This is a genomic window from Rhodococcus sp. ACS1, from assembly GCF_002300155.1.
In the GTDB taxonomy this organism is placed as follows: Bacteria; Actinomycetota; Actinomycetes; order Mycobacteriales; family Mycobacteriaceae; genus Rhodococcus_F; species Rhodococcus_F koreensis.
The window spans coordinates 232,384-244,320 of sequence record NZ_NSDZ01000002.1 but is presented as its reverse complement, the minus strand read 5'-3'; the positions used below and the strand labels follow the sequence as shown (position 1 = coordinate 244,320).

The following is an 11,937-nucleotide window of genomic DNA, read 5'->3' as shown; positions in this document are numbered from 1 at the left end:
AGTTGCGTCACACCCGAAGTCTCGATCCGTCCAATTAACCACACTTGGAGTCGTCTTGCAAGGCTCTAAACCAACTTCAAGTATGTATATAGTCCGAATTAAGGATGACTGTTCTTTTATTTGGCGACATGTGGGGACTCGGTCAAATGGGCGATTTCTCAGTCCTGGAGGTTTTCGCGACTAAGGGCGCAGACCGCGGGATACGGAGGAGGTATGGTGATATCTCGTCCCCCAAATTAAAGGCGGGCGAACATTAATAGCCATTACAGGCCCAATGTGCCGGTGACAGCGGAGGGTGCCCGATGCCGTTCGTCATAGTCGAACGCAAAGAGACGCTGGTCGCCGGACTGGCCGTCCGCAGCCCCAAGAGGGCGCTGGGGAAAGCGCGCGACAAGGATCTCGAAAAGACGTGGTCCACCCTGCTGGCGCAGAACGTGGACAGGCCTTTGGCGTCTGCCTATGTCGACCACGCTCCCGAGATCAACTCGTACTACACGCAAATCGTGGGCTACGAGTGCACATCGATCGATCAGGTCGGGCGCGGGCATCTGGTCTCACGGATTCCTGCGGGAACCTATGCAAAGTTCTCCTCGGTCGGAACCTTTCCCGACCTTTTCGACGCGCTCTGGGGGCAGATTCGTGAGGCGGAGGAATCGCGGCAGATCGAGAGGTCCTACACCGGCGACTTCGAGTTCTACCCGCACGCATTCGGGATCGATCTGTATGTGGCGATAGTGCCACCCGCCACGATGCAGGGGCCGCAATGAGTTTCGAGATCGTCAAGCGTGAGTCCGCCGACTTCGGGGGGCTCGTTCTGCCGCGCACGGAACTCAGCTCGTCGGCGCATTCGACCGATCTGATGAAGTTCACCCGCGAGCGCATCCAGCAACGCGGCACTGCCGAGCTGGTCACCGTATATGTCGCGGTCCCGGATCTGGGGTGGACCGCCGTGATCGGATATCGGTGTACCGACCTCGGTCAGCTCGAGGTCGGTGACGTACTGGTGCGTGTCCCGGCCGGCTACTTCGCCAAGTTCACGCCCGACGGACGATCGTCCGACCCGATCGAGGACGTGTGGATTCAGGCCGAGCTGGCGGAGAAGGAAGGGCGCATCGAGCGCGCCTACGCGGAGGAGATCGAGGTCTTCCGCGCTCCGAGCAACGTCGAGCTGTTCATTTCCCTCGCTTAAATTCGGGTCGACAATTACCGACCTGAAGTTTGTTTTCGAGCGCATTTGTGGCATCTCAGGTGACAAATCCGGTGTAAACGCGGAAAATAAGTAGCCGCGGGGCTGTGACCGGGTTCGTGTGTCCAGTTCTTGGGGTCTTTACGTAACCCGTGAGTCCCCGGAATTGCCGCACCGACTCCGATGGGAAAGCCAATGCCAGTGGAACAGCTGTCGCGTCCGCAGGTCGACGCGTGGTCGACAGACACCCTAATTGACCGAACGCTGAGCGTGTGGGATCCACGGTCGGAGTGTCGCTTCGTCGTCGCCCGGCCCTCCGACGAGCCCGAGCTGTGGGAAGCATATCTCGAGGGAGCGGTAGCGGGCTATCGCAAGTACGGCGCCGAGAAGGCGCTCGAGTACCGCCGGATTCAGGACGGCGACAGCACCGCGATCTTCTTCGTCGCGATTGAGCCGAACGGCTCCGTCGCAGCGGGTGTCCGCGCGCAGGGGCCGTACATTTATGCTGGTCAGGCGCATGCGATCACGGAATGGGCAAACGATCCCGGGGCTCCCGCCGTCCGCCGGATGATCGAGGACCGGCTGCCGTTCGGTGTCGTGGAGGCGAAGGGCGCATGGGTGTCGGACACCGCCGCCCGGCGCGGTGAACTCGTCGGCGCACTGGGTCGTATTGCTACCTTCTCGATGGATCTGCTCGACGTCCAGTTCATGCTCGCGACCGCCGCATCCCACGTGTTGGACACGTGGCGAACCACCGGTGGGGTAGTGGCAGACCATATTGCTCCCGTGCCCTATCCGGATGACCGCTACGAGACACGGCTGATGTGGTGGGATCGGAGTAGGCGCAGGGGCCGCGCCGAATCCATGCAGCTGGCCCAACTGTTACTCACGACGTCCGGACCGGCGCCGTCGGCAGCCATCGCGACGGGGACGGGAGGAGACGTCGTCCGGCCGATGCGGAGCGTCTCGTGAACGAAACACACGGTGAGTACACCGCACTGCTGCTCGACGAGGGCCACTCCGGGGACGCGGCGGTACTCGACCGCCTCCGCCGCGACCCCGCGGTAGTCTTCGTCGATCGACTCGACCATCAGCGGGACGCTCTGCATTCCCTCGTTCCCGCGCCGGGCCCAGATGTGCTCGATGAGGCTCCGGTGTGGGCGTACTACTCGTGGCGACGCACCGTGGTGCGTCTACTCGGTCCTACGTCGTTCCGGCTGTTGCGGCTGGACCGGAATCGGAACAAGATCACCGCGCAGGAGCAGGAACGCCTCAGAGACGTCACCGTCGGGATCGTCGGTCTCAGTGTCGGTCACGCCGTCGCGTTGGCTCTCACGCTGGAAGGCGCGTGCGGCGGCTTGCGGCTCGCGGACTTCGACACGCTCGAGCTGTCCAACCTGAACCGGGTTCCCGGCACCGTTCTGGACCTCGGCGTGAACAAGGCGGTGGTCGCCGCCCGCCGTGTCGCGGAGATCGACCCCTACGTCACAGTGACGTTATGGAAGGACGGTGTCGACGTCGTATCGGTCGCCGAATTTCTGGACGGCACGGACGTGGTGATCGACGAATGCGACTCCCTCGACGTCAAGGTGTCCCTGCGGCGGGAGGCCCGGCGCAGGGGATTGCCGGTGCTGATGGCGACCAGTGACCGGGGTCTGCTGGACGTCGAGCGTTTCGACGTCGAACCCGATCGACCCTTGTTCCACGGAGTGATCGGTGACGTCGACGTGGAATCGCTGGCGGGCCTCGGCTCGCGGGACAAGATTCCGCTCGTGTTGCAGATTCTCGACGCCGGACAGTTGTCGGCGACGATGGCGGCGTCGTTGGTGGAGGTGGACGAAACCATCACCACGTGGCCTCAGCTCGGGGGCGAAGTGCTGCTCGGTGGGGCGGAGGTCGCGGCGGCGGTGCGGCGCATCGGGCTCGGGCAGCCGCTCGCGTCGGGTCGCTGCCGGATGGATCTGGACGATCATCTCGATGCCCTCGCCGATCCACCGCTGCCGCAACACCTGCCGGAGCAACCGGTGAACCGGGCCGCGGCCCCGCCGCAGGACACTGTCGACGCCGTCGTGAATGCGGCGGCCCGCGCGCCTTCCGGCGGCAACGTCCAGCCGTGGACGATCGCGGCCGACGACGCGGGACTGACCATCTCCCTGGCCCCGGAGTACACGACGGCCATGGACGTCGGGTACCGCGGCAGTTGTGTCGCGGTCGGCGCCGCGCTGCACAACGCCCGGATCGCCGCGTCCGCCGCCGGGCTTCTCGGCGCGGTGACGGTCCACGACCGCGGTCCGGGGCTTCCCGTCGCCACGATGACGTTCGGCAGCGGGAACGACCGGGAACTCAGCGACCGCTACGAGCACATGCTCGACCGGACCACCAACCGCAGGCTGGGCGTCCCCCGGCCGTTGGACGACTCGCAGGCCGGCCTTCTCGCCGAGGCCGCGGCTCGCGAAGGCGCCCGCCTCTGCCTGGTCACCGACCGGGACGACATCGCGGCGATCGGCGCCATTCTGGCGGAGTCGGACCGCATCCGTTTCCTCACACCCACCCTGCACCGCGAGATGATCGGCGAGTTGCGGTGGCCACCCCGGGATTCGGTCGACACCGGCATCGACGTGCGCGCACTGGAACTCGACTCGGCGGAACTGTCGACGCTCGCGCTGTTGCGGAGACCCGAGGTCATGGAACGACTCGGCGCACAGGACGCGGGACAGGCGCTGGGCAAGTCCACCGCCGACCGGATTGCCTCGAGTTCGGCTGTCGCGGTCGTCGCGGTTCCGGGCAGCACCTCACGGGACTATGTGCGCGGCGGTGAGGCGACCGAAAGTGTGTGGATCCACGCGCAGGCGCTCGGCCTCGCCGTCCAGCCGATTTCGCCGGTGTTTCTCTACGGTGTGGAAAGTGCGGAACTCGAACAACTCTCACCGCAATATGCGGCACCATTGGAGAGGCTGCGGGAAGAATTGTTCGACGTCGTCGGAGCGAAGGCAGGTGAGGCGCTCGCCATGGTGTTACGGCTCAGCCATGCGCCGGGCCCGTCGGTTCGGAGCGAGCGCCGCGCCGACCGGGTGCGAGGGCGGATATCGTAACGACAGGAGGGCCCGTGAACACCGAGAAGCAAACCGAAAAACTCGAGACCCTGGTGACAACCGTGGCGTCGCGGCTCACGCCTGTCGACGCGGTCTCGTTCAAGGCCGTGGCCACCCGCGTGCTGCAGGATCTCGTGGAACACTTCGAGGTCGACACCAGCTTTCTCCGGTTCACCGACCACCAGATCGCGGCGACGGTCCTGGTCGCGGAATACCCTCTTCGGCCCTTCATCCCCGACCCCGACCCACTCGGCGTCGTCTACTTCAAGGATGCCGATCCGACCTTCGCCCAGATCGAGCACCAGAAGGAAGTCGCCATCTTCCGTCCGGAGGTGTCCGGTCCGGATTACAACGAACGGGTCCGCGAGGCGTCGGGGGTGCCGCAGGTGTCACTCGCCGCCGTTCCGCTGCTGTCCGGCGAGACGACGACGGGCACGCTCGGATTCATCAAGTTCGGCGACCGCGACTGGACACCGCCGGAGCTCGACGTCCTCAAGGCGATCGCCGCACTGCTCGCCCAGGTCCAGGCCCGCATCGTCGTAGAGGAGCAATTGCGCTACTCGGCCGATCACGATTCCCTCACCGGACTCAGCAACCGGCGCGCCCTCTACCACCACCTGGACACCCGCCTGGCGTCGACCGAACCCGGGCCGGTCGCCATTCTGTTCCTGGACCTGGATCGCCTGAAACCCCTCAACGACTTCTTCGGTCACGGGGCGGGCGACGGGTTCATCTCGACGATCGCGGACCGGCTCAGATCGACCAGCGAGGCCGACGACCTCGTCTCGAGGCTGGGCGGCGACGAATTCGTGCTCGTGCTCGGAGGGTCGGTGGGTCTCGAGGAGGCGGAGAGACGGGCGCAGCACATCCGCGACGTCGTGACCGAACGGGTGCGGCTCGGCCGCGAGGTGGTCAGCCGCAGTGTCAGCATCGGGGTCGCGGCGGGGCGTCCGGGCAAGGCCACCACGAGTTCGCTCCTCAGCCAGGCCGACCAGGCCGTCATGGTTGCGAAGACCAAGGGCGGTAACGCGATCAGCGTCTTCACCGACGAGATGCAGGAGGAGAGCGAGAAACGCAACATGATCGAGCTCAGTCTGCGTGCGGCCATCGCGGACGAGTCGCTGTTTCTCGAGTACCAGCCCGAGGTCGACCTGAGCACCGGCCGGATCATCGGGGTGGAGGCCCTGGTGCGGTGGAATCATCCGTTGCTCGGGCTGCTGCAACCGGGCTCGTTCATCGACGTCGCCGAGGCGACGAATGTGGCGGGCGAACTCGGACGCTGGGTCATCCGGAAGGCCTGTCGGCAGTGGGCCGACTGGCGGTCGCAGGTGCCCGAGCGGGATCTGGATCTCCGCGTCAATGTCTCACCGGGCCAGTTGGCCGGTCTGGACTTTCTCGACGTCGTCGCGAACGCGTTGACGGAGTTCGACCTTCGGAAGGGCGCACTGTGCCTGGAGATCACGGAGAACGCAGTGCTCAGCGACCTCACCTGGACGCGTGAAGCGCTCGAAGGACTGCATGCGATGGACGTGGAGGTCGCGATCGACGACTTCGGCACCGGATACAGCTCCCTCAGCCACCTCAAGGCACTGCCGGTGGGGACGTTGAAGATCGACAAGGGGTTCGTGATGAACCTGGACACCAACCCGGAGGACCGGGCGATCGTGAAATCGATCATCGGCCTCGCCGAGTCGTTCGGCCTGGAATTGGTGGCGGAGGGCGTCGAGAACGTGGAGTCGGCCCGGCAACTTCTGGACATGGGATGTCATCGGGCGCAGGGATTTCTGTTCAGCCGCCCGGTCTCGGCGGAGGAGATCGGCAAGTTGCTGGTGGCCGGAGTTATCGAGGTAGGCCTTTAAAGGTCGAGCAAAAACCATACCGAAAGCTCGGTTTATTTCAATTATAATAATTAAAGGCATTTGATTGCAGCTATAACAGACTCGGAGTATGTTTTGAGGGTAGTAATCAACTCCACGGCGCGATCGGATCGACGCGGTGGCGGGCGGGCTCCGAGCATGGGTTTGATCAATGTGCGAATGTGGAAGCGATTTCGAGGCACTGAGCGTGTCCGAGCGGACTCAACTCCTCATCAGATCTCAATGCGCACACGGCCGTAGGGGGGCGGGGGTCCCGACCATTCCCGGTCGTTCCGTGCCCGAACCCCCCTCGCCGCGGCCGTCCTGGGAGCGTACGTACTCTCAGGCGGCGATGGGCAGCGATCTGGTCAGCGTCGTCGCTGCCGACCTCTTCGTCACGGTCGTCTACCGCCAAATCCCTCTCTGGACGTGGGCCGGGAGCCTCGCGGTCGCGGTCGCGGTTCCGGTCCTTACGATGCTGTCCCTGGCGTTGGCGCATGCGTGGGATCCACGCATTCTCGGCAGCGGAGCCGAGGAGTTTCGCAGAGTGGGACGAGCGTACGTGTGGGTGATCGCGGTGATGGCCGTCGCCGGGTACGCCCTGGGTACGGCGAACGGCCACTCATGGGTGTTCGGCGCTCTTCCGCTCGCGGCGGCGCTGTCGGTGCTCGGACGCTACGTGCTGAGACGGGCACTGCGCAGGCGCCGGAGATCGGGAGGCTATCTGCGATCCGTCCTCGTCGCCGGTGACGTCGACGAAGTGCTCGAATTGATCAAGCGCACGCCGGACATCTCGCAGGCCGGGTGGCGCGTGGATGCGATCTGCCTGGCCGACGTGAGACCGGGTGAACAGCTTCCGCTCGCCATCGACGACACTCCCGTGATAGGCACGGAGAAGGACATCGTCGGCATCACCAGGCTTCATTCGTTTCAAGCGATCGCGGTTCTCCCCTCGAGCGGCTGGACTCCCGCTCGCACCGAGCGGTTGAGCTGGGAGCTGGAAGGCACCGGTACCGATCTGCTGATTGCGCCCGTGCTCATGGATGTCGTCGGTCCGCGCTTGCACATCGCCCCCGTCGCGGGAGTCCCGTTGATGCAGTTGAGTGCGCCGACGTACTCGGGCCCGGCGTGGGTGATCAAGAATGTCTTCGATCGAATCTTCGCTCTCGTCATCGTCATCGCGATCGCGCCCGTTCTTCTCGTCATCGGCGGGGCGATCCGCGCCGGCAGTCGTGGTCCGGCGTTGTTCAAGCAGACTCGCGTCGGACGGGACGGCGAGGTGTTCACGATGTACAAGTTCCGCAGCATGGTGGTGGATGCGGAAGCTCGAATCCGTGAGCTCGAGGCGTTCGACGAGGGCGCCGGCGTCATGTTCAAGATGCACGACGACCCTCGGGTCACCCGGATCGGCAGGTTCATTCGCCGCTATTCGCTCGACGAGCTGCCACAGTTGTTCAATGTCGTGTCGGGCAGTATGTCGCTGGTAGGTCCGCGGCCGCCGTTGGAATGCGAGGTAGCGCGTTACGGCGACGACGGTGCGCGGCGTCGTCTGTTCGTCAAACCGGGACTCACCGGACTGTGGCAGGTGAGTGGCCGGAGCAACCTCAGCTGGGAGGAGTCGGTGCGCACCGACCTGCACTACGTCGAGAACTGGAGCTTCACGCTGGATTTGCTGATCCTCTGGAAGACCGTGCGCGCCGTGCTGCGACCGGAAGGCGCGTACTGAGGGTGTGTCGGTCCGGCGCCGATCATGGGCGTGCGAGGCGGTAGGGCGGTCGCCCGTCGAGACTGCGGACAACCCACGGACATCATCGGCTTCGAGGAGACAGCGTTACAGACTCGGGGTATGTTTATGCCCACACCGAAGGACCTCTTGTCTTTATTTGGCAAAGTACGGTAACTTCTCGAAGGGTTTGCTGGAGAGTCGCTGAGAGTGGCTTCCCGCACGAAACGTGGGACTGTCGAAGACTGGAGCAGGGGGATCGATGTCTGGTGGTTCGGTGTCGCCGATCCCCGAGTCCCGCATCGGGTGCGACGTGATGACGGTCGGGCACGTGCGAAGCAGTGTCGAGCGGTTCGGCGACCGCTATCTGAGCAGAATCTTCACACCCCACGAATTGGAAACCTGCGCAGGACCTGCGCGGGTCCAACGGCTGGCCGCCCGATTCGCGGCCAAGGAGGCCGTGGTCAAGGTGTTGCGCCCCGGCGACGTCGCCCTGCCGTGGCAGTCCATCGAGATCCGGCGCGAGAGCTGGGGAGGATGCGGAGTGCGATTGTCCGGCAACGCATCGGCACTCGCCGAGCGGCAGGGGCTCGGCGGGTTCGACGTCTCGATCTCGCACGAGGCCGACGTCGCGATCGCGATGGTCACCGCATCCCGGCTGGGCACGCCCCCCGATCACGAAGGAGAACGCCACCCATGAGCGAGCACACCATCCGCAAGGTTCTCGGCGACCACGCCAGGCTGTCCGTCGACGCCGCGAGCATCGCCGTCGGCGCCGATCTCTACGAACTCGGTCTGACATCCCACGCGAGCGTCAACGTCATGCTGGCGCTGGAGGATTCGTTCGACATCGAATTCCCCGACGAGTTGCTGCGCAAGAGCACGTTCGCGAGCGTCGACTCCATCCGGGGCGCGCTCGTCGAACTCGGCGTGGCATGAGCATCGCCCTCGCGGGTGACACCGGGATCGGGTCCGCCCAGGTTTCCGGACCGTCGGCGCGGGCCGCGAGTGTGGCCGAGGTGGCCGCGCGGTGGGCCGTCGACGTCGATCGTGACGCGCGCTTTCCGCAGGAGGCCGTGGATGCGCTCCGGGACCAGCGTCTGCTCTCGTGCGCCGTCCCTCCGGAACTGGGTGGTGAAGGTGCGACACTTCGGGAACTGTGCACGATCGCCCGGACCCTGGGCCGCCAGTGCGCCGCGACCGCGATGATCTTCGCGATGCACCAAACCCAGATCCTTTCGCTCGTAAGACATCCGGGTGGTGATGGCGTCGCCGGCTTCCTTCGCGCCGCGGTCGCCGGTCAGTACCTGCTGGCGTCGGCGACGACGGAACTGGGCATCGGCGGCGACGTCCGCCGCAGCACCTGCGCGGTGGAGCGGTCCGGTGGCGTGGTGTCGCTGGTCAAGAACGCCCCGGTCATCTCGTACGGCGAGTACGCCGACGCGATCCTCGCGACCGCGCGGCGCACCCCCGACAGCCCGTCGAGCGACCAGGTGCTCGTCATCTGCCGGCGTGCCGACGTGACGCTCGAGCGCACCGGTGACTGGAACACGCTGGGGCTGCGCGGAACCTGCAGTCCCGGGTTCGTGCTGCGGGCCACCACCACCCCGGATCTCGTCGTCGCCGATCCCTACTCGGAGATCTCGGCGACGACTATGCTCCCGGTGTCGCACTCGGTGTGGTCGGCGGTGTGGCTCGGCATCGCCGACGCCGCGGTGGAGAAGGCGCGCCGGTACGTGCGGGTAGCCGCGCGTAAGCAGCCGGGCGCGGCGTCGCCCGCCGCCCTGCGCCTCGCCGAGGCAGCCGCTGTGCATCAGCAGTTCGCGGACGTCGTGTTCGCGGCGGCCGGGCGGTTCGACGACGCCGACGCGGCTCCGGCCGGTTCGCCGGAGGCCGAAGTCGCCTGCGGCGTCGGCTATTCGCTGGCGATGAACAACCTCAAGGTCACGGCGTCGACCCTGGCCGTCGACCTCGTCGGCAGGGCCCTGCTGATCTGTGGGATCGCCGGCTACCGAGAAGACACGGAGTACTCGCTCGGCCGGCACCTGCGTGATGCGCACGGTGCGGCCGTGATGGTCAACAACGATCGAATCATGGCCAACTCGGCGCAGATGGCCACCGCATACCGGGGGACGATATGAGCACGGATATCGCAGTGGAGCAGGAAGAGACGAGCGAACTCGAGCGCGCCCGCCGCGCGTTCCGGGCGGAACTGCTGGGAGCCGGGCTCCTGGTGGACACGTCCGTCGCCGGCCTCTACGGACGGTCGGGGTTGTTCGAGGACATCGTCGACGGCATCGACGCAGTCGTCCGGGCAGCGGGCCCGGGCGCGTCCGCGGCCCGATTCCGGTTTCCGCCGGTGTTCCCGCGCACCAGTTTCGAGCGTACCGACTACATCGCGTCGTTCCCGAATCTGACCGGTGCCGTCAACACGTTCACCGGCACCAACGCCGAGCACGCACAACTGCTCGCGGCGCGGGCCGAGGGCGAGAGCTGGGACAGGTGGCTCGAGCCGACCGACACCATGCTGGTGTCGGCGGCCTGCCATCCCGCGTACCCGATGTTCACGGGAGTGCTGCCGGACGGGGGAGCACTGCTCGACGTGTACGGCTACTGCTTCCGGCACGAGCCCGCGTTCGATCCCGCCCGCATGCAGGCGTTCCGGATGCACGAGTTCGTGCGGATCGGCACCGCGGACCAGGCTGCGGACCACCGCGACTCGTGGATCGAGCGCGGGCTGGAGGTGCTGTCCGACCTGTGGCTGGACGCGTCACCGGTGATCGCCAACGACCCGTTCTTCGGCAGGGCCGGACGCATGCTGGCCGCCAACCAGCGCGACGAGAACCTCAAGACCGAGCTGACGGTGCGCCTGTACGGCGATCTCGACGACGGGACCGCCGTCGTGTCGTGCAACTGCCATCAGGACCATTTCGGTGTCACGTTCGACATCGCGACCGCGGGCGGCGATGTCGCGCATAGTGCGTGTGTGGGGTTCGGGATGGAACGCATCGCGCTCGCGATGCTGCGGACCCACGGCATGGACCCGTCGCGCTGGCCGAGCGCGGTGAAATCCCGGATGTCGCTGTGACGTCCCGGCTGATCGACATCTCGCCGGACGGCTACGAACCGCACCCCATCCACGCGGACGAACGGACCTGGACCGAGACCAACTGCTACCTCGACCTGTGGGTGGAGGTACTCCACTCGCTCGGGCTCGATCCGGTGCCCGCCGCCGCGTGCGCATTCGGCGCCCGGTTCGACGGATCGCAGTGGACGTTCCTGAAGTTCAAGCCCGAGGATCTGTTCGCCCTGTACGGGATCGACGTGGGGGAGATGAACGTCTGGCGCGGTGTCCTCGACCATGTGGAGGACAATCTCGCAGTCGGGATGTTGTCGACCGTCGAGGTGGATGCGCACTGGCTCCCGGACACGGCAGGCACCGGCTACCGCGAGAGCCACACCAAGACCACGATCGTCGCGAACTTCGTCGACCGCGAGTCCGGTGTGCTCGAGTACTTCCATAACAGTGGGTATCACCGGCTGACCGGGGACGACTTTCGCGGGCTGTTCGGACTCGACCTCGCCGGATCGGCGACGTTCACGCCGTACGTCGAGCAGGTCCGGTTCGACGGGGAGCCGGAATACCGACCGGGCCGCTTTGACGCGGTGCTGCGGCATCATCTCGCGACGCGACCGGACGGAAATCCGGTGCGCGCTCTCGGTGAGCGGGTGGTCGCCGACGTGCCCTGGATCCGCGGCGCGGGCATCGACACGTTTCACCTGTGGACGTTCGGGGTGTTGCGGCAGTGCGGTGCCACCGCGGAACTCGCTGCCGACGTCTGCGAGTACCTCGAGCGCAACGGGTTCGCGGGGGCCGCGGCGTTCGCTCCGGGCTTCCGGGAGGTGGCGCAGGGCGCGAAGAGTGTGCAGTTCCAGATGGCGCGCGCCGCTCGCGGACGCAGCGTCGACCCGTCAGCACAACTCGACGGCATGGCCGAGGCGTGGGAACGATCGGTGGACGGCGTGGCGCGCGTGGTCGGACGCGCGTAGTGGATCTACTCGACGGCGCCCGGTGGCGTT

11 protein-coding genes are annotated in these 11,937 nt (G+C 66.0%); all 11 read left to right on the top strand.

Annotation, left to right across the window (positions count from 1 at the left end):
* Nucleotides 1-302 precede the first annotated feature (302 nt).
* The 11 genes from CJ179_RS08420 to CJ179_RS08370 all read left to right on the top strand — a co-directional run bounded on the left by CJ179_RS08420 (nt 303) and on the right by CJ179_RS08370 (nt 11,907).
* A complete protein-coding gene (locus tag CJ179_RS08420; protein WP_072940954.1) occupies nt 303-767 on the top strand; it encodes a GyrI-like domain-containing protein in 465 nt (154 codons plus the stop codon).
* Nucleotides 764-1,189 (top strand): hypothetical protein, encoded by a 426-nt coding sequence (locus CJ179_RS08415; protein WP_095861174.1) that lies wholly within the window; start codon nt 764-766, stop codon nt 1,187-1,189. Before CJ179_RS08420 ends, CJ179_RS08415 begins: the two co-directional genes overlap by 4 nt.
* 192 nt (nt 1,190-1,381) lie before the next feature.
* Nucleotides 1,382-2,158: a hypothetical protein gene (locus CJ179_RS08410; protein WP_095861173.1), complete on the top strand. Its 777-nt coding sequence runs from the start codon at nt 1,382-1,384 to the stop codon at nt 2,156-2,158.
* Nucleotides 2,155-4,278 (top strand): Rv1355c family protein, encoded by a 2,124-nt coding sequence (locus CJ179_RS08405; RefSeq protein WP_095861172.1) that lies wholly within the window; start codon nt 2,155-2,157, stop codon nt 4,276-4,278. Before CJ179_RS08410 ends, CJ179_RS08405 begins: the two co-directional genes overlap by 4 nt.
* Before the next feature lie 14 nt (nt 4,279-4,292).
* Nucleotides 4,293-6,137, top strand: coding sequence for a bifunctional diguanylate cyclase/phosphodiesterase (locus CJ179_RS08400; protein ID WP_095861171.1), 1,845 nt, complete (start codon nt 4,293-4,295; stop codon nt 6,135-6,137).
* 349 nt (nt 6,138-6,486) lie between these two features.
* Nucleotides 6,487-7,860, top strand: coding sequence for a sugar transferase (locus CJ179_RS08395; RefSeq protein ID WP_257015388.1), 1,374 nt, complete (start codon nt 6,487-6,489; stop codon nt 7,858-7,860).
* Between the two features lie 259 nt (nt 7,861-8,119).
* Entirely contained in the window at nt 8,120-8,557 is a 438-nt protein-coding gene (gene acpS / locus CJ179_RS08390; RefSeq protein WP_072940945.1) for a holo-ACP synthase, read from the top strand.
* The gene (locus tag CJ179_RS08385) at nt 8,554-8,796 is read left to right on the top strand and encodes an acyl carrier protein (protein WP_015889559.1); all 243 of its coding nucleotides are present in this window, start codon (nt 8,554-8,556) and stop codon (nt 8,794-8,796) included. The genes acpS and CJ179_RS08385 overlap by 4 nt, the downstream gene beginning before the upstream one ends.
* Nucleotides 8,793-9,998, top strand: coding sequence for an acyl-CoA dehydrogenase family protein (locus tag CJ179_RS08380; protein ID WP_095861170.1), 1,206 nt, complete (start codon nt 8,793-8,795; stop codon nt 9,996-9,998). The genes CJ179_RS08385 and CJ179_RS08380 overlap by 4 nt, the downstream gene beginning before the upstream one ends.
* Entirely contained in the window at nt 9,995-10,945 is a 951-nt protein-coding gene (locus tag CJ179_RS08375; protein ID WP_072940941.1) for an amino acid--[acyl-carrier-protein] ligase, read from the top strand. The genes CJ179_RS08380 and CJ179_RS08375 overlap by 4 nt, the downstream gene beginning before the upstream one ends.
* Complete coding sequence (locus CJ179_RS08370) at nt 10,942-11,907, top strand: DUF1839 family protein (protein WP_072940938.1); 966 nt, start codon at nt 10,942-10,944, stop codon at nt 11,905-11,907. The genes CJ179_RS08375 and CJ179_RS08370 overlap by 4 nt, the downstream gene beginning before the upstream one ends.
* Nucleotides 11,908-11,937: the final 30 nt, after the last annotated feature.

Coding starts and splice junctions, on each gene's coding strand:
- acpS (WP_072940945.1), top strand. CDS start 8,120: ATGTCTGGTGGTTCGGTGTCGCCGATCCCCGAGTCCCGCATCGGGTGC.
- CJ179_RS08395 (WP_257015388.1), top strand. CDS start 6,487: ATGGGCAGCGATCTGGTCAGCGTCGTCGCTGCCGACCTCTTCGTCACG.
- CJ179_RS08380 (WP_095861170.1), top strand. CDS start 8,793: ATGAGCATCGCCCTCGCGGGTGACACCGGGATCGGGTCCGCCCAGGTT.
- CJ179_RS08385 (WP_015889559.1), top strand. CDS start 8,554: ATGAGCGAGCACACCATCCGCAAGGTTCTCGGCGACCACGCCAGGCTG.
- CJ179_RS08415 (WP_095861174.1), top strand. CDS start 764: ATGAGTTTCGAGATCGTCAAGCGTGAGTCCGCCGACTTCGGGGGGCTC.
- CJ179_RS08420 (WP_072940954.1), top strand. CDS start 303: ATGCCGTTCGTCATAGTCGAACGCAAAGAGACGCTGGTCGCCGGACTG.
- CJ179_RS08410 (WP_095861173.1), top strand. CDS start 1,382: ATGCCAGTGGAACAGCTGTCGCGTCCGCAGGTCGACGCGTGGTCGACA.
- CJ179_RS08375 (WP_072940941.1), top strand. CDS start 9,995: ATGAGCACGGATATCGCAGTGGAGCAGGAAGAGACGAGCGAACTCGAG.